We start from the raw sequence: 21937 nt of genomic DNA on the forward strand, positions 1-21937 counted from the left end.
TCCTAGTAAGTTGTCATGATTCTCTATACGTCTAAGCTCACCCATTATTGGGCTGTATATCCACCGTCAACCGTCAGGGTATTACCCGTCATGTACGAAGAGTCGTCCGAAGCCATAAACAGGACGGCCTTTGCCATTTCCTCCGCTTGTCCCAGACGTTTCATTGGAGTGACTGCAGCTAAGGCTTGTTTGCTCTCCTCCGGAATGATCGGTGTATCAATGAAGCCCGGGCATAGTGCGTTGATCCGGATATTTTGCTCCGCATACTCCAGTGCCAGAGAACGGGTCAAGTTGATTACTCCGCCTTTAGCTGCATTATAGGCTGCGGAACCAGGCGAGCCGACCCATCCGTACATGGATGCGGTATTGACGATGGTGCCTCCGCCAGCTTTTAACATTTCACGGATAGCTTCGCGTGCCACCAGGAATACGCCGTCCAAGTCCACGTTTACGGTGTTGCGCCACTCGGAGTACTCTAGATCATGCGAAGAATGAACGCGCCCGATACCTGCGTTGTTAAATACAACATCGACTTTACCGAAGGTGTCAATCGCTTGTTTGAAGATGCCGGCTACTTCTTCCTCGCTTGTGATATTCGCTTTGACGAACAGCGCCTCGTGATGATTCGCCTTCAGTTCGGCCTCAAACGCCTTACCTTTTTCCTCATTTAAATCAACAAGCACTACCTTGGCTCCCTCTTCAACGAAGAGGCGTGCTGTTGCCGCACCGATGCCGGATGCACCACCGGTAATTACAGCCACTTTGTTTTGTAATTTTCCCATCTTGGATACCCCCGTATAATGGATTAAAATAGTACTATATTAATTAGAACCAATTTAAGATATTAAATTTAGTACTATTTTTGCTACAATTCAATTGTACTATTCTGTTCACATTTCACAATCATTAACCTGTTATGAAGTGTCGATCTAGTCAACACTTAGAACAAAACTGTCTTTTTGGGGGGCGCTCTTTTCGTGAATCATGAACAAATCGTGACATCGGCGCGAAGAAATCGTACGAAAGAACATCTGAAATCAGCCTTTATTCAACTTGTAAAAGAGAAGGGATATCATGCCGTGACGGTGAAAGACATCGTGGATAAGGCCTCTTATAACCGCAGCACCTTTTATGTCCATTACCAGGATAAAATCGAGTTAGCCGAGGATTTGCTGGATTCCATGCTACGTGGCCTGGAAGAATCGGTGGGCAAGCCTTACATCCCGGGGCACAAAGTATACACGGCAAACCTCAGTGCACCGTCCTTCAATATCGTTGCCTACATTTATGAGCATCGTGATTTTTTTGAGCTTATTAAATACGAGGATACCTTGCCGGGACTGCACACGGAATTCCCTCAAACGATCGTAAAAATCTATAAGGAACGATTTATATTCGAAACGATTAACCATACTCCGGTTAACATGGATTACTTTAAACGGTACACGGCCTACGGCTTCCACGGACTGATTCTGAACTGGATCCGAAACGATTTCAGGGAATCCCAAGAGGATTTTATTAAAGAGGTCATTGATTTAACGAGGACGCATATATACTCGGTGGAGTATGTGAGGGAGTAAGGCGGACGGAATATAAATAGGCTGCCCTAAAGGGTAGCCTACTTGATTACGGTGATAGGGTCCTCCATTCAGAAACAAGGTTTATTCATCATAGCTTTTAAAGATGCTTATGCCAGATATAACGCATACGACGAGATAAGCAACGATAGCAAACTCAAGGAAAACACGAGGATGGATCGTATTCTTTTATTCATGATCGAAGGCTATCCTTTGCTCAGCGTACCACTTTCTAAGCTGATTTATATGGGCTTGGTGATAACGGTTATGGTCGGCCATATGCCATAATCCCCATCGTATGGTGGCTTGCTTTTCATTTTCGTGACCAAATGCGACAATGTTATCCAGATCAGCATCCGTTAATTGCGTGCATGTTTCTTTCAACATATTTAATACGACTTCATATTTAGATATAAGCGTATCCAGAGCCATCCCTGTAACCATCGGCAGCCTGTCATGTTCATCGATCATCGGGCCGTATTCGTCTTTGAATGACTGGGGAAGCGCCTCCCCTTTAATCCTATAAACCCAGTTCAGGTCGACGTACATGATATGTTTTATTAATTGAGCGGCACTATTGAATTTGTTATCAGGGCCTTTGTAGTCTATTTCCTCTCGCGACATGCACTTTGTTATGGATTTTAGCCTTTGGCTGTTCTCTTTGACAGCGCCATATAACATTCCCACGATCGTTGACATATTCTCTTCGCCCTGCAAATCGTATAACATCCTAGCACAACCTCTCTTGTAAAAATAAATAGCATCCCAGCCTCACTATTTGGACTTTTGAATTTTTTGTTTCAGCCGTATCGATTTATTCAAGTGAAGAAAAATATGCCTTGTCGCCGGCATGAGCACTAATCCCGCAATCGTTTTGTTTCCCCAGTATTCAAGCAACCACGATGCTTCTTCCTTAACCGCATGCTGTACTTTAAGTTGATGGATTCTTGCCGCTTCAACTTTTTGCTTAAAGTCGCCTGGCAATAAACGGGATATGACTTCACGAGTGTTCCGCCCAACTTGTATCCGATAAGCTAATAATGAATCAATATCAAGAGTCGCACTCAAATTAGCGATTTCTGCTTCCGTCATTTCATTTCCGGAATGAACATCATCAATGTGGAGTTTCTTGTTCCATTGGCCTGAATGCAATACTTGGTCATCGTTATTTACGAGTACGCTCATCGTCATGTCTTCAATACGCGTGATATGCCACATATGCCATATTATGGAGTTCTTTGTATCAGGAGCCCTAACTGGATATTGACGGAATGTTTGCTCTTGTAGATCTTTAACTAATTCATCCTCAAGGGTCGCAATGGGTGAATGGCTCATTCTTGATGAATGTAACAAGCGATGCTGCTGCAAGAATAAGTCAACTGCACTCTGATGCTTAGCCGAATCCAAAATGATCTGGGTTAGCTTTTTGTGATTTTCATTCCACTGTTTTCTTTGACTCAAATCCATGAAGAACCATCCTTTTTTAGCCGCCCCCTAATATCCATATCACGGCTTCATTAAAGTCTGTTGCGATATAATCAGGATACGCTTCTTTCCATTTTCCAAAGTACTGGTTGTTATTATATTTTTCCAGTTCCTTGGCGCCGGCTCCCGTCTTCACTAACACTTTCTTGCAACCGGCTTCTTTGGCAGCAACCATATCCGTCCATCTATCCCCTATGACAAAGCACTTCCTTAAATCCAGATTATTTTCTTCTGCGGCTTTCAAGAGCATTCCAGGGGACGGCTTTCTACACGGACAACCCGCTCCATGCTCATGAGCACAAAGATAGATTTTATCAAAACCAAAGCCTAATAATTCCGATTCGAATTCGTCCTTTGCTGCTTCGCCCCGAGTTATTCCAGGTTGATTCGTAAATGAACAAATCAGCATGCCTGCAGCTCTGAGTGAATCAATCGAATTCTGTACTTGCGGAAAAAGCTCAAATTCACCGGGCAAAACACCCCGATCGGTTCCTCCAAGAGTTCCGTCCCTGTCGATGAAAACCGCCTGTCTTGAGGACTCTAGCATTTGGTCAGGCTCCTTTCCTAATTGATATTTTGCAGATGCTTTTATTCGTACCGTCATTCATCCCCTCAACTTATCAAATCCATGATTGAAATTTCATCTATATGAATCAAAATTGGCACTTTGTGACGCCCTTGGCTTTAAACACAAAACCCCATTTTTCAACGTGATTGAAGACACCAAAGGAATAGATATCCTCGTTCATATTTAGTTCTATAAATACAGAACTCCTTAAATTAATAGTTGAATAAGTGATAAGTTCCAGTTAACATATATTCATTATTTCTAAGGTGGGAGACGTATATGATGAAAAAAACTATTATCGTTTGTTCTGTTTTATTGTTAGCTCTAAATGTTTCTTCTGTTAATGCAGCTGCAAAAGGTAAGTCCTATAAAAACTGTACAGAGCTACGAAAGGATTATAAAGGCGGAGTTGCCCAATCGTCCTCCGCAAAAAACAAAGGTGGTAAAACCAAACACAAGCCTCATGCTTCCAAAGAACTGTATGATGCCAATAAGAAACTTGATCGGGATAAAGATTTAATCGCTTGTGAAAAATAAGCCGTTTATTGTAAATTTCAATTAACTCCATATATCCTTAATGAGAGCCAGGTGCATCCAGCAGCGTAGATACCTTGTTATAGGATACTAGGCACCCGACAGAGGCGATACCATCCGAGGCCAGTTCTGTGCATCTTTGCTGCTTCGCAATGGATCGCAAGTGTTCGATACATGGGGGCTCTGCCTTCATCAAATGAAAAGCTGAGCCCCGATAGTATATCCTGTTTGCTTGTAGAAACAGACCTTGATCGCTACTATTACGTATTCTTAATCCAGTATCTTTTAACTACGTTTCCGTCTTCCTCTATGTAATCGGTATCCGGCTTCCCACCGTTCCTGATAATGGTTCTTTCCGATCCCACATTATCGGCATCACAGACAACTAAGACATCGTTTATCCCCAGTTTCTTGGCCTCAATCAAGGACAATTCCAATAGTTTCGTCGCATAGCCTCTTAATCTTGCTGACGGGCGGATACCATAACCAATATGCCCGCCAGCATTATACAAATGTTCGGTTAGTTGATGTCTAATATTAACCGCACCTAATACTCTATGATGATTATCGACTAACCAAAAGGTTGAATCCGTGACCCAGCCTTCCTTTACACTAATCCCCTTCTCTTGATTAGAGAGTTCCTTCAACATTCCCAGAAAATCACTTGGATCCTTGCTGATGACCCAAGGAACCATATCCTCACCGGATTCTTTCCATTCTTGATAAAATGATAAATATTCATTTTTCAGCTCTTGCTGAGGCTTAACTAATCTTACATCGTTCATATGTTTCAATGCCCTTTCCTGGTTTTTATGCTCTTCAAACGGGAATATAGTACAAAATAGGCTGCCCTTGAAGGCAGCCTATTCTTGATATTGTGTTTACTTGCTGGCGGAGAGAATGAATTTTTCAAGCGCCCCTGTATCGGTAATGCTGTGATTACATGCTGGGCTATCCAAACATACGTATTGGCCAATGAACGAAAGATTATCCGGTGAAGCAACGGCCGGCTTGGTCTTGACCGAGAACAAGGCAAGCTCTTGATGCCGGTTGCAGAACAGACAGTACCCTTTCTTGTTGGTCGGCGTAATTCTTCCCTCAATCCCGATGAATCTTCCTTCGAACGGATATACGATAAATAACTTGTTCGTGGCTATATCCACCCAGCCCAAATACGTTACATATCGAAAGTCGATCGATTGTAGATCCGGAACTTTCAGCTTCTTATTTTTAGGAAATAGCTTCTGAATCTGTTTCAGCGTAATCGTCGGATAAGGCTCCAGATAAGGTTCTAACGCATTAAGATATCTCTGGAAATTCTCGGCCTTCTCGATGGTCGATATTTCTCCCAGCATCCGCTTCTGATCCTCTGTCAGAGACGGAAATGCTTCCAGAATATTCGTTACGGCAGAATACTTAACCGTTTCCAGGACTCTTCTATCCGCGACGGTTCGCAACGTTTTCAGAAGAAAGTCCGCTTGTTTTTTAATCACGTTAAACTGGTGGTTTCTAATAAATGGTGTACTCATAGCTTTCAGCCCCTTATTTTTATTAAAAATGAAGGTGCAAAGCCTGTTATTAGAAACGATAAAGTTAAGGTTGGGCGATCGAATTCATCCTATCGCACCCCACGCAAAGTATCGCCCCAGATCAGGCTTTGCATGAGGACTTCCTAGCTAATGAGCAATCCAGCATTGCCATCGGTATAACCCCCAATCACATGTCATACGCAAAATTATAACAGCAAGTGCCAAATGGCGCAATTTATTCCGCTGGAATGGAATACCGTCTATCTCAAACTTAAAATCTATTTAATGGTGTCATACAAGTCTGCTTCCATATCATTCACTTCCCCATGTCCCCATTCATCCGAAATCTCAAGATGCCAGGATCTCAGCAGTCGTTCATGGTTATTTTCTAGTATCCAGTGATGGAGCTTTTCATATGTATTTCTAATTTCGTAATTAGGCCCCTTTAAGTTCAACAGAAGCCTTGGGGATCTCATTGACATACTGGTCCCCTTCACATACTACTCTTATTCCGACTAGTTTCATTTCAAGGAGCTCGACTACTTTCACAGGGCTCACCCTCTTTCGTTGAATTTATTTATTTATAATGGCCAGTGTGTGAAACTGTTGTTAAATGAAGCATTTGTATTTCTTGAACTACCTTCACGCTTTTTCCCTCTAGAACTCAATATATACCGGCTCTTCAACTGGTTTTAAGCAGACTTCTATTCTCTCTCTAAAATTCATATATGTTACCATATTCAATGCTTCATCCATAGGGAAGAACCCTGATTCAAGACTTTCTGTTGTAGCTACGGGGGTCCCCCCAATGTATTTGGCAAGAAATAATGTATTGCAAATACTTGCCTTCACATTTTGGAATATCCCGCAAAACCTTATAATCTCAATATCCACTCCAGCTTCTTCTTTGGTTTCCCTGATTGCTGCTTGTGCCAATGACTCTCCAACTTCAACGACCCCACCTGGCATTTCCCAACCTCTTTGCGGACCCCGAATAAGTAATATTTCATTCTTATCATTCAAAACAACCGCAGCAGCAGAGACAAAATGTTTAGGTAGATTCATCATATTTCTCCTTTGTATAAATTTCTTCCGTATAAACTGCTTTACTCACCAAACATATTTTCCATTGGCTCTTTGCAATGCTGGTAACCATTCTTTTTGTAAAAATCAACACCTTCATCACTGGGCCATACAATAATGAATTCATATTTGTTTTCTTTTGCCCATTCGTTGATTTTTGATATTAATTTACTTCCTATTCCTTTACCTCGATAATCAGGTTTTGTATATACATTCGTCATATATGCGAATGGATGTGTGATTCTCCCTGGTCTCGGTACCTTGTGAATAAGTTCTATATAGATGTTGGACACGACCATGCCGTCTTCTTCAGCAACCCAAATACTCCAAATATCACTTTGAAAAGCATTTAATAAAAAATCATAACACTCCTCGTAGAAGTCACTATAGGTTTCATTTTTAAATTTGCCATCTAGATCATCCTCAAGTGTAAAATCCCACCTCATTCGAATGAGTTGATCCATATCTTCCTTTGTCGCAATTCTAATTATCATTAAATCACCCCGGAATACATTAAAATCACTTCACTTTTCAACTAAGATAAAGAGATCTCAGTATGCTAGTTTCCACAGCGTGAAAGCAAAATGTTACTACTTTGTACTGAACTCCTGAATGTATTTCTTTGAATCTTCCCTGTATCTCTCCGTGTAATTATTCTTGGAATATTCACTGATTACTTTTCTCCAAAAAGATATGGCAGAAGTATTACTCTCCATTTGAGCTACTTTCCAATTTGCTTTGAATAAGCTAAATGCCTGTTTGGCTGCGGTGCGGCCTATCCCATTTCTTCTATATTTCTTCAAAATTATAAAATCATAAATTACATGCGTTGGGTCTGGATCCGTATCTAAGTCACCCTGCTTTTTCTGAAAGTTTAAATAGGTTCGGCCTACAGATCCGGTTTACCTGGTTTCCAACCTATTTCTTGTGACCAAATATGTGCCTTTTGTATGATCTCCCACACAATCGGACCTTTGCCTTCAACATATTTTTGTCTTTCATGTTTATATAATCCCATTAACCGGTGTTTCTCTGCCGAATATCTTATGCAATCCTCTTTATGTTTTCTTAAATAATCTCTAAATAACAATGTCAATTGCTCTGAGTAACTCCCCGTTTGTCTGACATGAATATGTGTTCTTCGATGTCCCGGAACTTCACGAAAATACCTTTTAGTTTTATCAGGATTTTCTTTACGATATACAAATCCTATTGATTCTAATTTATTCTTATATTGACTCACATCTTCGAAATTCCTAATTGAGATTTGAATATCAATAATTGGTTTAGCATCTAGTCCAACAATCGATGTAGATCCTACATGGTCAATTCGATCTGCTATGTCCCCTAAAACTTCTCGTATGTTCCTCCCTACCTCCAAGAACAAGCTTCGCCATTCCGGATCATACTCAGCTATTCCCCATTGATCATCCATGTCATTGTCTCCTTTGGTTTAACCACTTTTGGTAGTGGTTTGGTTTCGTGGTACGTTCGGTATTCATCTTGTTCTCAATGGTTCTACTGCATACTTTGAGGGATCGGTTAATAATCATTGTTGTTGTTCATGTTTCCATCCAACCTATGCAACAACTTATAATTGGGTTTTGCTTCCCAAGCTTCAAAGGGCACAAAACATGCTGCATTCATCGCATCCAATAATCTAGATCTTTGCTGCGGTCTCGTTATGTATTCCTCGATATTAGATTGATCAATTTTTATGTATCTAGCTTCGAGTATCTCGTCTTCTTGTATTGTTATTTCTCCACTTATGTATTGAGCTCTAAAACAAATAGACAAAACTTGTTTGGTTGTATTCATATAAATACCGGTTATACCAATTGGCTTAATAACGATGCCCGTCTCCTCAAGAAACTCTCTGCAAATTGCTTGATCAAGGGGTTCCCCTAATTCAACATTTCCACCTGGCATTTCCCATGTATCTGAACGCCAATGTGTTCTAAGCAACAATACCTCACCACGATCATTAGTGACTAGAGCTGAAACCGAAATACATTGTTTAGGTGCCTGGTATTCCAAACCAATCACTTCCTCTATTTTAACTTTAAATATGAAAACTGGCCGTGACGCAGTGTTCGCAGGATCCCGCTGACCACATCCTTCGAAATGTCTTCGGTAGACCGAGCAGCCTAATGACGGCAATGAGTGTGAATATAAGAGAATTCTTTCCCCAATTATTCTACAAATTCTTTTATGATTTTATATAGCTTTGATTTTTCCGTGCTTCGAATGTCATGTCCGCTATTCTTTAGTTCAGTTATATGCAGATTAGAAAATTGTCTTTTATATTCTTCCAATGCCTCATTAGATATCAAAGAGCCTTCCAATAGCCCTCTCATAACAAGTACAGGCTTTTCAGAACTAAACTTTATGGACTTTTGTACCGATTCTCGTTGAATTCCCATAACCGCTTCCGGGCGGATATGAGACAAACGTTTAAAGAGTACTAAATAATTTTCTATATAGTCTGTAGCCCAATCCCTGGGCATCGCTTTGTGCTCAGGCGGATAGTCCAAGATAATCAATTTGCCAATTTGATGAGGATGTAATCTGGTATATTCCAAAGCGTAAGACACACCTCTTGAAAAGGCGTATAAATAAAAGTGATTTATCCCGGTACTTTTCACTACAGATTCAATATCTGCAACATGGTCTTTCAAATCATAACCGGTCAGCGGGGTATCACTTTGGCCTCTCCCTCGAAAAGATAATACAATACATCTTCTGGGCATTAGGTATTCAAGTAAATCTTGATACTCTTCTGCTGTTTCGGAGAGACCAGGACATATAAGAAGTGGAGTTAGGGAAAAGTCTGATTCAGGATGAGAATCAAGGTAGTGAATGCTTACACCATTATTTATTGAGGATTGAGAAATGATCTTCATTGAATCACTCCTTCAATTCGATTTATCTTCGAGTCAACTTACAACAGCGCCATTAGGATAAACCATACCAGGATATTTGGTAGTCAAAATCAGGGGACATTCCCACTTTCTCTGCAAGTCGAATCGACCCTGTATTTCCTGGAGTACAGTCCCAGTAAGGATGAATTCCTTTTTGTAAGCATTCCTGAACAAAAGCTCGAGCGACTGCAGCGCCATAATTTCTTCTTTTATACTCTTCAAGAGTTTCGATATCAATCGCATGCGTTTTATCCACAATAAATGCTGAAAAACATAAACTCACCACATTGTTATTATCCTCAACAAAGTATCCAAATCCTTGCTCTAAGAAAGAGTCTGTAGAATCCCAAAATCGTAATATCTTCTTTTCTAAAAACGAATGGTTTTCCCATCGTCTTGACTCCAATAAATCACGATCTATCCGTTGAATATTCACCTCTTGATTTTGAAATTCAATGGGTTGTGGATTCCCTCTTAATGTGAACACATGTTGAGTATCACTCGAAATGCCGCGCGTGTTAAAAATGTTTTGTATCGCTCTATCCCAAGGATCAGGATCTAAACCAATCTCGACACAATTTATATTTTGCTTCTGTAGTTTGGGTTCTATATGCTTTCTCATGTATTCTTCTAATCCTGTTAAAAAAGATATACTCTGCGGATCTCCAACAATCTGAAAACCTTTTTGTCCTTCAATCCAAATTAATGCTGCTGTGGGTTCTGTTGAATGATCTACATAGACCCCACCCGGGTTATTTCCGCTAACAACAGCCCTAACCTCGATATTTTTACACTTATCCGTAATGTGTCTTATCTTATAAAACTCTGATTTATTAAGTTCTGTTATCATTTTTATATCACCGATTCTATGAATTATTGATTATTCCCTCGTATAAAGGGAGCATCTACTTTTTCAGATAGTAATTCTTTATAAGTTTTTACTTTCCTAAACGTATTGCCCATCATTTCTTGATTACGATATTTACGAATTTCATCCAGATCAAATTTTGCAATAAATACGCCTTCCGACACATTATCCGCCAGCATAATGGTGTTATCGATCGATTTCCCATCAAGATCCCACATAATTGGACTATACGCACAAGAACATCCCGCATTTTCACCAGGAGGGTTCGCCATCGCAATACCAACCATATTTTCATATGCTCTTGTTGAGAGTGCCTGTAATCTAGGCTCCATGGTTCCACAATCATTGGGAACCAAAATGATTTCTGCCCCTTTTAACATCAATACTCTCGCGCTTTCTGGGTACTCTCTGTCGTAACAAATCATGACCCCAATCTTCACACCGTCAAAATCACATACTTTAAATTCAGTACCAGGCTCAAGCATACGTTCAGTATCAAAATCGCATGTATGGACTTTGCTGTACTTTAATAAAATTTCACCGTTACGATCAATTACAAATGCTGAATTTTGAGGACGCTTTACCCCTTTTGTAAAACCCGTGATGACAATTCCAATAGATAATTCTTCAGCAATTTCTTGAAAAGCTTTTAAGGCTGTACTATTTTCGTCTAATGCCGCCTCATACCAAGCTTTGAAGTCAGGATGATTCTCTATCTCTTCTTCGGGGAGCTTGGTTTCAACGATGTCGGGAAAGGCATATGCTGTTATCCAACACTCCGGAAATAATACAATATCTGCTCCAAGGTCTTTGGCTTTTTTTACGTATCTCAATCCAATTTCCGTATTTAGTTTTTGATCAGGTTCACTGCAATTATATTGCACGGTTGCAACTGTAAAGGTTTTCATCATTCTGCACCTCACATTTATAATCTTTTTTACCGTCACTTCTTTCAAAGATTTAACAGTTGCTCTTTAAATTCTTAACTAAATAAATCAATAAATCATCATCGACCATAACGGATTCTCCCGGTTTTACCGGAATATTTTTATAGCACATGCCCCTACCATCCATGACGTATCCACGAGAAGTATACATTCTTTGGGCATTTCCATAATCTCTGTACAGCCCTACACCTAGCCCTATGTATTTAGAGGTCTTTGACGCAATAAGCTCTAATTCATCAAATAATCTGTTGGCTATATGCTTTCTTCTATACTCAGGAAATACGTTCAAATCATTAATCTCCGGGATATTATTATCAAGAAAATGAGAATACTGAGATTCATAGATTAAATGACAGCATCCTGCTAACGAATCATTGTAATAAGCAATCATGGTTACTCGCTTATTGGTATTGTTCTCATTTAGGCACTTGTGAACATAATCTCCTTGTCGATACCACCCATAACGCTTAGCAAATTCTTGATCCAATAATTCAGCTTCTTCTAATGTAGTTAGTCTCTTTATATTTATGATGTCCCTCATGTTTTATCTCCTTCTCGGAACTCATTCACGAAACGCTCAAGCCTTAGATACATGTCGGGGCTAAAACTGCCATCAGCCAAGCTTTAGCCCCGAATACATGAAATCTACGCGCATGCTCGACATCATCATAAAAGTGCATGCCGCTTAACCCGCTTGAATGCTTTCTACTTATAGACCGTTTACATCTCTTCAAGCTAACTTAATGACTGTGCTGCAAAATGGTAAAACGCCATGGCATCCTCTCCGGTGGCAAAACCGGCCTGTGCTATCTTGTCGCTGCCTCCGCCTTTACCGCGGTAATCGGCCAGATACTGCTTAAAGAACGCACCGCAGGCGAGTCCGCTCTGTCCTCCTTGGGCGAGGACAACCTTTTGGTCCGCGGTGGACACGAAGAGCACGATAACTTCAGCTTCTTCGGTAAGCTTGTCCGCCAGGTTCTGCATATCCTTCAACGGCTTGTCCGCAAAAACATGTTTGATCAGGCTGCCTTGACGTTCGGCCAATAGCTTCCCGGCCAGGTAAGCGTCATTCTCGGCCTTCACGACGTTCAATTCTGCCTGGAGCTGCTTCTGCTCCTGATCCCATTTTGCAATCCGATCCAGAATCTCTTCCTTTGCGGTATTAAACCTAACCGAAAGGCTGCCGAGAATCTCCATTCCGGCATTAAATTCTTTTAACGCTCGATATCCGCATTTAAAATAGAGACGCATATGCCCCTTCTGCTTCTCGGCTCTCAGCAGTTTGATCATTCCGATCTCACCGGTTGCAGATACATGTGTACCGCCGCAGGCGTTATATTCGATACCTTCGATTTCTACGATCCGGATATCGTCGGTTACCTTCGGCTGCTTCACCAGCGGCAGGGCGGCAGCCTGCTCCCGACTCACAACATAATTCGTTATCTTTCGATTAAGATAAACCTGGTCATTGACCTCCAACTCCAGCATCATCAACTGGTCCTGAGGCAGGTCAGATCGAGCGATATCAATGGTGGCGTAATCCTGACCCAGGTGGAAACTGAGCGTTTCCGCCTGGCATACTTCCAGACATATGGCAGACAGGAGATGCTGGCCGCTATGATGCTGCATATGGTCAAATCTTCTATTCCAATCCAAACGGCAGCCAACCTCTTCTTTCTCAGGAAAACGCTCGACTTTATGCAGAATTTCTCCTTCCACCTGAACGACATCAAGAACGGGAATTTTATCGATCCACCCTAGGTCACAAGGCTGCCCTCCGCCGTGCGGATAAAAGGCCGTCTCCTCCATTACCAGATAGGTTCCGTCTTCCCGCTCCAGTTTGTGTATGATTCGTGTCTCCCACTCCCGAATATGAGTGGATTCGTAATATAACTTCTTTGTCATTTTCATATCCTCGCAGTTCTCAGGTTAAATTAACTTTAGTCACAGCTTGCTAGCACTCGTTAGTTTTAAGTACATTCTACTTCTTCTTCCCTTTTTCTTGAAACTAAAATCATGCTTACTATATTTAATAATAGAACAGCAAAAAACATATACAAGGTAATTGGGTCTCCTCCAGATGGAACTTCATCTGCTATATATCCAGAGATGATCAATTTATTCCTGATACAGAACTAGACAGTCTTCTCGAAAATGTACAGATCATCTTCTTCTCTGACTTTGGTAAATCCGCACATTGTATAGAAGTGATGATTTTTGACACTCCAGCTAGGAGTATCCAACCACCATTTTGTGCTATCCGGAAAACTTCCTTCAATTTCTTTCATTACTTTTTTACCGATTCCTTGATTCTGATATTTTGGGTCAATAAAAATTCGCCCTAGATTATGTACTTGATTGCTTTCTATAAATATCATAGCCTTTACAAACTCTGTTAAAATAAACACTTTATTCAATGATTCAATATTTCGCTCAGCCCAAAGCTTAAACTTTAGCCTTATCATGGATAAGCCGCCTTCAATAAAAAATATATGATGCTTAACGCCCCGCAACTATGGCGCAACCCGACCTTAGATAACTCTTATCTTAGGTCGGGTTGTGTTGTCTGAATAAGTTTAAATACGTAATTCTAATGTTTTCAAGTCAATAATAAAATTTTGTTGTTTCAATATATCCAATCCGAGTAGCCCTTTATGATCTTTAGGCAATATGCCTACATCTATTTCTATATTTTCAATGCTTCTTGCACCTATTTGAATCCTGTCCATAATTTTTGTGTAGAAAGGAATGCTTCCACCAATCCCGCATGCTTCATATATGGACCCCCTGTTTCGTAGGTCACACCGATTTCCTCTAAAATATCAGGACTAATTATAGTATGTGAAGATCCTGTATCTATAATTACATCATCTATATTCAACACGCTTCCTCTGAACGTAACGATAAGTGACGTCGTAATTAACTGTCCGTCATAGTTAATTTTCATTACGATTACGACTCACTCTCATTAATGGATCCCGGCGAAGATGAATCACAAAGTCTTTATTTGAAGTATGGTAAACTAAATCCCCAGGCTTTGCTTGAAAAAACTCTTTATTAGCATCTTCTTCTGATATTGTACGAATCGGTGCAACTTCATCTACTATTTTTTTGTTGCCTTCCTCATGATAATCAAGTATGGAAACCAGAACAAATTGGTCAGGGAACATTTCTCTTACTTCTTGCCACTTCATTCGTTCTACCTCCTACAACTTCGTTCTAATTCTTTTTTCTATCATGATTTTATCATACTTAAAGTAGAGCATTCTCAATCTATTTGTGTATTCATAATACTTTGTAAAAATACGGCCCACACATGTCTTCATGGGTATTCACATACGTCCAAGTAAAGTTTTTATCAAAAATATATATATCTTGTTGAGAATCAAAATCCTCCGCGACTACTGCATTTGCGTTACTGTATAGAAATACATCGGGAGAGTTTTGGTACATTACATATAATTCATCTTTTATTTCAATATTAAAAGCATTTCTTGCTGCATTTTCTTTCAAACAACCTTGTATTTCATAACTAAAAATATGCCACTTATATTGACTGTAATAAATGCTTTCTTTTACATCTTCACTAATGTTTAGTGTAAATGTCTTATCCCATCTATCAATAATTTCTGTTGCTCCATCAAATACATCTGAGATGTTTACGGCTTTTTCAATTAATTTTTCCCTGTATAAATAGTTTTCTTGAAATATTTTTATTGACCAATATATTTTTTGCAATTCTCTTTCTGGTAAGCTATCTAAAATCAATTGAATCTCTTTTCTGACCAAGTTCTCTCCCCCTAAATAAGTGTAATCCTTTATTATACTTATGGGCCCTCTTCTCGATTTACTTACAAAAGGCTCTTTCCTAGCATCGGTTCAACTTGTTCTATCCATTTATGCTCTTTATCTGCTAACAAGGTTTTCCATCCAAGTTCGATAACCGGGTTTAAGTTCTTTTCTTGATCATCAATATAAACAACCGTTTGGCCGGATTCAAATTGTTTCCCGACATGTTGAAATATTCGTATATCGGGTTTGCTTAAACCTACTTGATTTGAAATCGTTATGCTCCTGGAATACGGTTCTACTCTTTCTAATATCGGTTCCAACCATTCCTTACAATGGTTACTTAATATGTGGATATCTGCGATTTCACTCCACTCAGCCAAGTAATTTAAGCCAGGGAGTGGTTCCAGTGATTGCATTAATAATTCTCTGGCTTGCTCTTTGTTGATCTTCTTCATTCGCTGGCTCATCCATCCCCAAAATTCCTCTTCTTTGATCTTTCCTGTCCATAAATCTTTTCGAATCTCGTCAAATTGTCCTCTGATGTCTTGAAACGAGATTTCGGAACCCTCAGATAATTTGAGCCAAACCACAGGTGAAAAATTACTTACTAATACACCAGCTAAATCTAATACCAGTTGTGGCTTGGCAGTCATCGAATCATCTCCATATCTTTTGCATATTCACGAACTACCTTTTATAATTATTCATTGGTCTTGTTTAATTCTTGATTTAGTCTATCAATTTTGTCTTCTATTCTTCTCAAGCTTTCTTTTGTATTTTTTGTGTGTAGAATGAATCTATTTACAAATCGAAATAATCCCACAAAAAACAGTATAACTAATAAAACAACAATGAATATTTGAAATAACATTGCCATCGAAAAAAAGCCCAAGATATTACCCCCTTAATAAACTAAAAACTAAATTACGCTTTCTTCCATGATTATACATCCGGCAACCAAGGCGCGGTAGTCCTGCAGTGTGAATACGTTGTTATCTGATGTAATTTCTTCGCTCGAATCAACTATCTTCCCTCGCTAGTTCAACCATTTATCGACTGACGTGTTGCTGCCAGTTGGCACAGTAAAGCTGCCGAATATCTCTGCAGCAGCTTCTTGGCTGTGCTCTTGGTCCTGCGGAGCCCCGTGTTACTTAAAGTGCAAACTCTTTATTCAGATCTATATTGACTTTTAAATTCGAAAATCTCATCAACAGCTTGATGATACCCACCCGATTGTCGAAAAGATCCACTAATATTTGTTGCTGCTTTCTTAAAAGATGAGGAGTTTAACACATGATCTGCAGCTTCACGTAGTTGATTGGCAGTCAAATTTTGCATGTGTAATGTAATGCCTGCTCCGATATTGGCGACTTGCCCCGCAATGATCGGCTGATCCGCGTTTTGTGGAATTACAATCAGCGGAACCCCATAATACAGACCTTCATGGGTGCTGTTCATTCCACCATGTGTAATAAATAATTTAGCGTATTGCAGTACATCGGTTTGTGGAACGTAATTTTTTACGATGAAGTTTTTAGGAATTTCCCCTACATCAGAAATTTGGACTTTACTCCCAATCGACATGACAATCGTATGCTCCGTGTTTCCAAATGCCTCTAAACAAAGCTTATAGAAATCCATTGCATGATTAAACACGGTACCCAGTGATATGTAAATGGGGTTTTTCCCCTCGATGGCAGTAAAGTCGAAGTTATCTTGCGTTAATCGTGAAGAGATGGATGGCCCTACAAATTGATACGTTTGGTCGAATGCTTCTTCTTCAGGTTGAAACTCCCTTGTTGTATAAACGAGCGTAAGCGGCGCTGGATTGCAAAACACTTCGTATGGCGAATCGATCTCCACCTCATATTTTTCCTTCACCATTGCCGTCAGGCTTTGAAATGTATCGTTTATCGGTTTAACGATGTCTTCAGGGACATTTTTAAAAAATGCTTCCAGCATTTTATCGAATGATTCTCGTGTCTGCGCAAAAGTAGTACAAGAGTTGATTGCAGGAAGCTTAAGAATTTGAGCAAGTAATCGTCCACAGCCAAACATCGAATCATGGATGATATAATCAAAATGCTCTCCTTTGATCTGTTCAAGAACGCTTGGTATGACGATATCTGCCGTAAGTAAAAGACCGTTGATTCTTTGGAGCATATAATATCTTCCACCTGAAATAAAGGCTTTTATAAATTTTTGATCGTCAAATGTTCGAACGGTTGCTCCCGTCTTCTCCATACGCTCCCGAAAAGCTTCTATACAAAAGTACACGACCTCTTCCCCGCGTGAAATAAGCTCCTGCACAACACCAATCGTTGGATTGATATGTCCCTCTGATCCGCCATTAATAAATAATACACGCGCCATTTCAACCACTCCTTTAGGTATGCTGTTCTCTAAACGATGAATGAGTAAGGGGCACTGTCCCATACCATTGTTCGAATCCATAATGGAATCACGTTTATCATAGTACAATACTTGAAAATCTCAAACTTGGATCGCCATATTTTTGGTTTAAGCAATGTCGTTACAGAGCCGGTCTTACTTCATGGACAGTTCTGGACCTGGGGTACCAAAAATCAAAATCGTTCGATATACATGTTTCTTTCCAATGCGAAGTGGGTAATTGTATTAAACATATTATTGCAGTTATACAGTCCTACTCGAAAGGGACTCGTTGCCTGCTTACGCATTTTGCATATATCCATTTGGGCCGAGGGAAGTAATACGAACAGGGGCATACAGGCTTGGAATACTTCTTCGGATGGATGTAACAAGGGATTGCACAGTTTGGAAAGCTATAATGCATATAAAGGTGGAATTTTGGGTATGTAAGTCAATGCCATAACGAAGATTTTCAACTTAAATTGTTAGTACCCTCAGGGCTTCCTCTTAGATTGTTCTCCACCCCTTAATCATGCGCTTAATCCTATTCCATTTTGATTTCTTTTGATGCTAACTTGCTTAGCTTCATTTTCCATTTCTACATAACAATGCTGAAGCCTTCCCTTAACTCTAGCGCCACATTTCCCCCAACAGTTTTTGGGTCCCCAATGGATGATATGCCAAATGCTCCGCATAATATGGATACTGCTTGCAAAGGGGCGATTGGATGATAGTACTGGAGCATGTGAACAAGGTTTACGATAATGGCTTTCACGCGCTGAAAGACATTAATCTTGAATTCAAAAAAGGGGAAATTACCGTCCTCATCGGACCGAGCGGCTGTGGCAAATCAACTACCATGAAGCTGATCAACGCGCTCAATACGCCATCGTCGGGTAAAGTACTGATTGACGGTAAGGACATCTCGAGATTGAATCCGGTTGAACTGCGGCGCAATATCGGGTATGTCATTCAAAGCGTTGGTTTATTTCCGCATATGAACATTTCCAAGAACGCGGGTGTGGTTCCACGTCTGAAGAAGTGGGATAAAGACAAAACAGATCAAAAAGTAAATGAATTGTTGGACATGGTCGGACTGGACCACACCATTTATGGTACGCGCTATCCATCCGAGCTTAGCGGTGGACAACAGCAGCGTGTAGGCGTAGTGCGAGCGCTGGCAGCTGAACCTGATATCATCCTGATGGATGAGCCGTTCTCCGCACTGGATCCCATCAGCCGCGAGCAGCTTCAGGATGAGCTGATCCGGCTTCAGCAGGAGCTCAATAAAACCATTATCTTTGTTACGCATGATATGGATGAAGCTATTAAAATTGCGGATACCATCGTTCTGATGAAAGATGGTGAAGTGATTCAAACGGGTAAACCGGACACCATTTTACGGCATCCCGCAAACGAATTTGTACGTGACTTTATCGGTTCCAAACGTCTGCAGAATGAGAATGAAAGCGCCTATGAAATTCCGCTTGTGGATGAAGTGATGATTACGAATCCGGTCACGGCATTCCCGAGCCGGGGATTAGCCGAAGCCATCAAGATGATGGAAATGAAGCGGGTCGATTCGCTGCTGATCGTGGATCGGAACCGTCAGCTCCAAGGAGCGGTTTCGATCTACCGGGTGCTTGACCAATACGGCGAGGAAGGCAAAACGGTGGCGGACGTGATGCATCCGGTCCGTTTTTCCGTAGCTTCGGGAAGCACGCTTCCGCAGGCCATCGAGATCATGGACAGCCACCAGCTCAGTAATCTCCCTGTCATAGACAGTAATAACCGGTTCCTCGGATTAATCACTAGAGGCAGTGTGGTTAAACATTTGGCCGAAGTCTACCCAACGATGGCTCCTCCGGTGCTGAACGGAGAGGGTGAGTGATATGAATGCATTTTGGAGTTTCATCACAGATCGTTATCCGGATATTCTGAAGGCATTACAGGAGCATCTGGTCCTCTCATTCTCTGCCGTGCTGCTCGGGACTGTGATTGCCGTACCGATCGGAATCCTGCTGGTCTACAACCGGCTTGGCTGGGTGAACAGCATCGTGTTTTTCATTACGAACCTGTTCCAGACGATTCCGAGCCTGGCACTTCTGGCCATACTGATTCCACTGCTCGGCATCGGCATGAAGCCGGCCATACTGGCACTGTTTCTGTACTCCCTGATGCCGATCCTGCGGAATACCTATGACGGTTTTCAATCCGTGGATAAAGGCGTACTCAATTCGGCCAGGGGGATGGGATACAGCACCGCCCAAACGATTTTGAGAATTCAGCTCCCCTTATCGCTTCCTTACATCATGTCCGGTGTCCGCATTACGACCGTGTACATCATCAGTTGGGCAACACTGGCTTCCCTGATTGGTGCTGGCGGTTTAGGCCAGCTTATTGTATCTGGACTTGGTGTCAACAAGCCCGAGATGATCTTCATCGGTGGTATTGGCGCTATACTCCTGGCACTTGTAGCTGACGGTCTGCTTGGGCTGCTTGAGGGCTGGCTAAGCAAACACTACCATCAGACTCAGACCCGGGACGCTGTGATATGAGTTACATCAACCGTAACCAGCGGGCCGGACGGAACAAGGAAGGCGTGATGAAACTGAAAAAGCTGAAGAGGATACCGATGTTAGTCTGCATGCTGGCTCTTGCCGTTTTTACCTCCGCATGCGGAATTCAAAGCGACATTACGATCGGCACTCAAACCTATACCGAAACCAAGATTATTGCCGAAATGTATAAAGCACTGATTGAAGACCAAACCGATCTGAAGGTGGATATTATCCCTGATCTGGCATCAAGTTCTTTGGTCATCAATGCAATGAAACGAAACGACGTTCAAATGGCGACATTGTATACCGGAGAGATTTTCAACAACCATTTCCCGATCAGCGGTACCAAAGACCGGGCTAAAGTCTTGCAGGAGGCGCAGGATGGATTTCAGGAATACTTTGGGTTTACCTGGATGAATCCGCTGGGTTTTGAGAACACCTACGCATTCACGGTAAGAAAGGATCTGGCCGAAGCCAACGGGTACACCAAAATTTCCGATGTCAAAAAAGACATGTCCTCCATGAAGCTTGGGGTGGATACGACGTGGCTGGAGAGAAGCACGGATGGATATCCGGCGTTCTCCAAAGCGTATGACATCAAATTCGGTCAGGTCTTCCCCATGGAAATCAGCCTGGTATACAGCGCGGTAGCCAATGAGCAGGTGGATATTGTGCTGGCCTATTCAACGGATTCCCGGCTGAAAGCCTACCAATTGCAGACGCTTCAGGATGACCAGCAATTCTTCCCTCCATATGACGCAAGTCCGGTATTGCGTTCCGACCTTTTGAAGAAGTATCCTGAAATTCAGGATACGATAGCGCCTTTAATCGGTCATCTGGATGCAGATACGATGATATCGCTTAATTATCAGGTGGACATTGAGAAGAAAAGCGAGCGGGAGGTCGCCATCGCGTATTTGAAAGAGAAGGGCCTCTTGAAAAGCTAAAGGAGGGTAAGCATGGAAAGTGAACAGTTAACATTTGCCGACTTTTTGTCGTATATATCACGAAATCAAGGATTGCTCTGGGAGTATTTCATCCAGCATATTACGATGGTCGTTATCGGTCTGGGACTGGCATTCATCGTCGGAGTGCCGCTTGGCATCCTCTGCTCTAAGAGCAAATGGGCAGCCAAAATCATTTTGTTTATCACCAACATCCTGCAGGTGGTACCGAGCTTGGCCATGCTTGTAGTTCTCATGTTATGGATGGGACTCGGAACGACAACGGTCATGGTGGGACTCTTCCTGTATTCCCTGAATCCCATCGCGCGGAATACGTACGTTGGGTTAAAACAGGTGGATCCCAGCTATTTGGAATCCGGAAAAGGTATCGGGATGAGCCCTTTCCAAATGCTTGTGAAGGTGCGTTTTCCGCTGGCGCTGACGTATATCATGTCGGGCCTGCGTATTGCAGCCGTCATTGCCATCGGCGTGGTAACGATCGCTCCCCTCGTGGGGGGAGGCGGGTTGGGACGTGAAATCTATGCTGGACTGAACAGCAATAACTCCCTCCGGATCTTTGCAGGCGCCATTCCTGCAGCGGTGCTGGCAATCGTTGCGGATATCGTGCTCGGCATGCTGCAGCGTAAGATGGATCTGGCCAAACGCAAGTCAGGTGCGGCTCCATCGCCTGCTAAGATACAAAATATGAACTGAGGATTGTAGAGGGTACATTCCAA

At 41.6% G+C, this 21937-nt stretch carries 27 protein-coding genes and 2 pseudogenes; 6 read left to right on the forward strand and 23 right to left on the reverse strand.

Annotation, left to right across the window (positions count from 1 at the left end):
* Nucleotides 1–44: 44 nt before the first annotated feature.
* On the reverse strand, nucleotides 45–782 hold the full coding sequence (locus tag PLA01S_RS07740; protein ID WP_127591365.1) for an SDR family NAD(P)-dependent oxidoreductase: 738 nt from the start codon (nucleotides 780–782) through the stop codon (nucleotides 45–47).
* A gap of 195 nt (nucleotides 783–977) precedes the next feature.
* Here PLA01S_RS07740 and PLA01S_RS07745 point away from each other — a divergent pair, with 195 nt between their 5' ends.
* Entirely contained in the window at nucleotides 978–1580 is a 603-nt protein-coding gene (locus tag PLA01S_RS07745) for a TetR/AcrR family transcriptional regulator (RefSeq protein WP_127591367.1), read from the forward strand.
* 186 nt (nucleotides 1581–1766) lie between these two features.
* Here the strand turns inward: PLA01S_RS07745 and PLA01S_RS07750 are convergent, their stop codons facing one another.
* From PLA01S_RS07750 to PLA01S_RS07760, 3 genes are read right to left on the reverse strand one after another with little or no spacing between them, the layout of a single operon-like run.
* Complete coding sequence (locus PLA01S_RS07750; protein WP_127591369.1) at nucleotides 1767–2306, reverse strand: DinB family protein; 540 nt, start codon at nucleotides 2304–2306, stop codon at nucleotides 1767–1769.
* A gap of 45 nt (nucleotides 2307–2351) precedes the next feature.
* A complete protein-coding gene (locus PLA01S_RS07755) occupies nucleotides 2352–3044 on the reverse strand; it encodes a DinB family protein (protein WP_127591372.1) in 693 nt (230 codons plus the stop codon).
* 16 nt (nucleotides 3045–3060) lie between these two features.
* A complete protein-coding gene (locus PLA01S_RS07760; RefSeq protein WP_127591728.1) occupies nucleotides 3061–3609 on the reverse strand; it encodes an HAD-IIIA family hydrolase in 549 nt (182 codons plus the stop codon).
* Between the two features lie 303 nt (nucleotides 3610–3912).
* On the opposite strand from PLA01S_RS07760, the gene PLA01S_RS07765 reads away from it, so the two are divergent.
* Nucleotides 3913–4167: an excalibur calcium-binding domain-containing protein gene (locus PLA01S_RS07765; RefSeq protein WP_127591729.1), complete on the forward strand. Its 255-nt coding sequence runs from the start codon at nucleotides 3913–3915 to the stop codon at nucleotides 4165–4167.
* A 257-nt stretch (nucleotides 4168–4424) separates the two neighbouring features.
* Here the strand turns inward: PLA01S_RS07765 and PLA01S_RS07770 are convergent, their stop codons facing one another.
* From PLA01S_RS07770 to PLA01S_RS07865, 19 genes and pseudogenes are all read right to left on the reverse strand, one after another.
* Nucleotides 4425–4949: a GNAT family N-acetyltransferase gene (locus PLA01S_RS07770; RefSeq protein WP_127591374.1), complete on the reverse strand. Its 525-nt coding sequence runs from the start codon at nucleotides 4947–4949 to the stop codon at nucleotides 4425–4427.
* 96 nt (nucleotides 4950–5045) lie between these two features.
* Complete coding sequence (locus PLA01S_RS07775; RefSeq protein ID WP_127591376.1) at nucleotides 5046–5693, reverse strand: FusB/FusC family EF-G-binding protein; 648 nt, start codon at nucleotides 5691–5693, stop codon at nucleotides 5046–5048.
* A 278-nt stretch (nucleotides 5694–5971) separates the two neighbouring features.
* A pseudogene (locus PLA01S_RS32480) lies at nucleotides 5972–6242 on the reverse strand (hypothetical protein).
* A gap of 108 nt (nucleotides 6243–6350) precedes the next feature.
* Nucleotides 6351–6758, reverse strand: a complete 408-nt coding sequence (locus PLA01S_RS07785; protein ID WP_174819198.1) for an NUDIX hydrolase — start codon at nucleotides 6756–6758, stop codon at nucleotides 6351–6353.
* A gap of 41 nt (nucleotides 6759–6799) precedes the next feature.
* Nucleotides 6800–7270, reverse strand: coding sequence for a GNAT family N-acetyltransferase (locus tag PLA01S_RS07790; RefSeq protein WP_127591380.1), 471 nt, complete (start codon nucleotides 7268–7270; stop codon nucleotides 6800–6802).
* A gap of 96 nt (nucleotides 7271–7366) precedes the next feature.
* Nucleotides 7367–7606, reverse strand: a pseudogene (locus PLA01S_RS07795) (GNAT family N-acetyltransferase); the annotation flags it as partial.
* A gap of 59 nt (nucleotides 7607–7665) precedes the next feature.
* The gene (locus tag PLA01S_RS07800; protein WP_127591382.1) at nucleotides 7666–8211 is read right to left on the reverse strand and encodes a GrpB family protein; all 546 of its coding nucleotides are present in this window, start codon (nucleotides 8209–8211) and stop codon (nucleotides 7666–7668) included.
* Between the two features lie 107 nt (nucleotides 8212–8318).
* Complete coding sequence (locus PLA01S_RS07805) at nucleotides 8319–8813, reverse strand: NUDIX hydrolase (protein ID WP_127591384.1); 495 nt, start codon at nucleotides 8811–8813, stop codon at nucleotides 8319–8321.
* A gap of 155 nt (nucleotides 8814–8968) precedes the next feature.
* On the reverse strand, nucleotides 8969–9679 hold the full coding sequence (locus PLA01S_RS07810) for an alpha/beta fold hydrolase (RefSeq protein WP_127591386.1): 711 nt from the start codon (nucleotides 9677–9679) through the stop codon (nucleotides 8969–8971).
* A gap of 52 nt (nucleotides 9680–9731) precedes the next feature.
* Nucleotides 9732–10547, reverse strand: coding sequence for a GNAT family N-acetyltransferase (locus tag PLA01S_RS07815; protein ID WP_127591388.1), 816 nt, complete (start codon nucleotides 10545–10547; stop codon nucleotides 9732–9734).
* A 23-nt stretch (nucleotides 10548–10570) separates the two neighbouring features.
* Nucleotides 10571–11473 carry a carbon-nitrogen hydrolase family protein gene (locus tag PLA01S_RS07820; RefSeq protein WP_127591731.1) on the reverse strand — a complete coding sequence of 301 codons (903 nt, stop codon included), beginning with the start codon at nucleotides 11471–11473 and terminating at the stop codon, nucleotides 10571–10573.
* 52 nt (nucleotides 11474–11525) lie between these two features.
* Nucleotides 11526–12053, reverse strand: a complete 528-nt coding sequence (locus PLA01S_RS07825) for a GNAT family N-acetyltransferase (RefSeq protein ID WP_127591390.1) — start codon at nucleotides 12051–12053, stop codon at nucleotides 11526–11528.
* 194 nt (nucleotides 12054–12247) lie between these two features.
* Nucleotides 12248–13417, reverse strand: coding sequence for an alanyl-tRNA editing protein (locus PLA01S_RS07830; protein WP_127591392.1), 1170 nt, complete (start codon nucleotides 13415–13417; stop codon nucleotides 12248–12250).
* 230 nt (nucleotides 13418–13647) lie between these two features.
* Nucleotides 13648–13977 carry a GNAT family N-acetyltransferase gene (locus tag PLA01S_RS07835; protein ID WP_127591394.1) on the reverse strand — a complete coding sequence of 110 codons (330 nt, stop codon included), beginning with the start codon at nucleotides 13975–13977 and terminating at the stop codon, nucleotides 13648–13650.
* 111 nt (nucleotides 13978–14088) lie between these two features.
* Entirely contained in the window at nucleotides 14089–14241 is a 153-nt protein-coding gene (locus PLA01S_RS32485) for a hypothetical protein (RefSeq protein ID WP_246059390.1), read from the reverse strand.
* A gap of 207 nt (nucleotides 14242–14448) precedes the next feature.
* On the reverse strand, nucleotides 14449–14706 hold the full coding sequence (locus PLA01S_RS07845) for a hypothetical protein (protein WP_127591396.1): 258 nt from the start codon (nucleotides 14704–14706) through the stop codon (nucleotides 14449–14451).
* Between the two features lie 91 nt (nucleotides 14707–14797).
* Nucleotides 14798–15301: a DUF4275 family protein gene (locus PLA01S_RS07850; RefSeq protein ID WP_127591398.1), complete on the reverse strand. Its 504-nt coding sequence runs from the start codon at nucleotides 15299–15301 to the stop codon at nucleotides 14798–14800.
* A 62-nt stretch (nucleotides 15302–15363) separates the two neighbouring features.
* Nucleotides 15364–15957, reverse strand: coding sequence for an HAD-IA family hydrolase (locus PLA01S_RS07855; protein WP_127591399.1), 594 nt, complete (start codon nucleotides 15955–15957; stop codon nucleotides 15364–15366).
* Nucleotides 15958–16471: 514 nt separating this feature from the next.
* Entirely contained in the window at nucleotides 16472–17677 is a 1206-nt protein-coding gene (locus PLA01S_RS07865; protein ID WP_127591404.1) for a macrolide family glycosyltransferase, read from the reverse strand.
* Between the two features lie 745 nt (nucleotides 17678–18422).
* Here PLA01S_RS07865 and PLA01S_RS07870 point away from each other — a divergent pair.
* The 4 genes from PLA01S_RS07870 to PLA01S_RS07885 are packed head-to-tail and all read left to right on the forward strand — an operon-like array spanning nucleotide 18423 to nucleotide 21914.
* The gene (locus PLA01S_RS07870) at nucleotides 18423–19586 is read left to right on the forward strand and encodes an ABC transporter ATP-binding protein (RefSeq protein ID WP_127591406.1); all 1164 of its coding nucleotides are present in this window, start codon (nucleotides 18423–18425) and stop codon (nucleotides 19584–19586) included.
* 1 nt (nucleotide 19587) lies between these two features.
* On the forward strand, nucleotides 19588–20253 hold the full coding sequence (locus tag PLA01S_RS07875; protein WP_127591408.1) for an ABC transporter permease: 666 nt from the start codon (nucleotides 19588–19590) through the stop codon (nucleotides 20251–20253).
* 47 nt (nucleotides 20254–20300) lie between these two features.
* Nucleotides 20301–21203: a glycine betaine ABC transporter substrate-binding protein gene (locus PLA01S_RS07880; RefSeq protein WP_174819200.1), complete on the forward strand. Its 903-nt coding sequence runs from the start codon at nucleotides 20301–20303 to the stop codon at nucleotides 21201–21203.
* A 12-nt stretch (nucleotides 21204–21215) separates the two neighbouring features.
* Nucleotides 21216–21914: an ABC transporter permease gene (locus PLA01S_RS07885; RefSeq protein WP_127591410.1), complete on the forward strand. Its 699-nt coding sequence runs from the start codon at nucleotides 21216–21218 to the stop codon at nucleotides 21912–21914.
* Nucleotides 21915–21937 lie beyond the last annotated feature (23 nt).

The sequence above is a fragment of the Paenibacillus lautus NBRC 15380 genome, from assembly GCF_004000945.1.
Taxonomy (GTDB): Bacteria; Bacillota; Bacilli; order Paenibacillales; family Paenibacillaceae; genus Paenibacillus_AQ; species Paenibacillus_AQ lautus.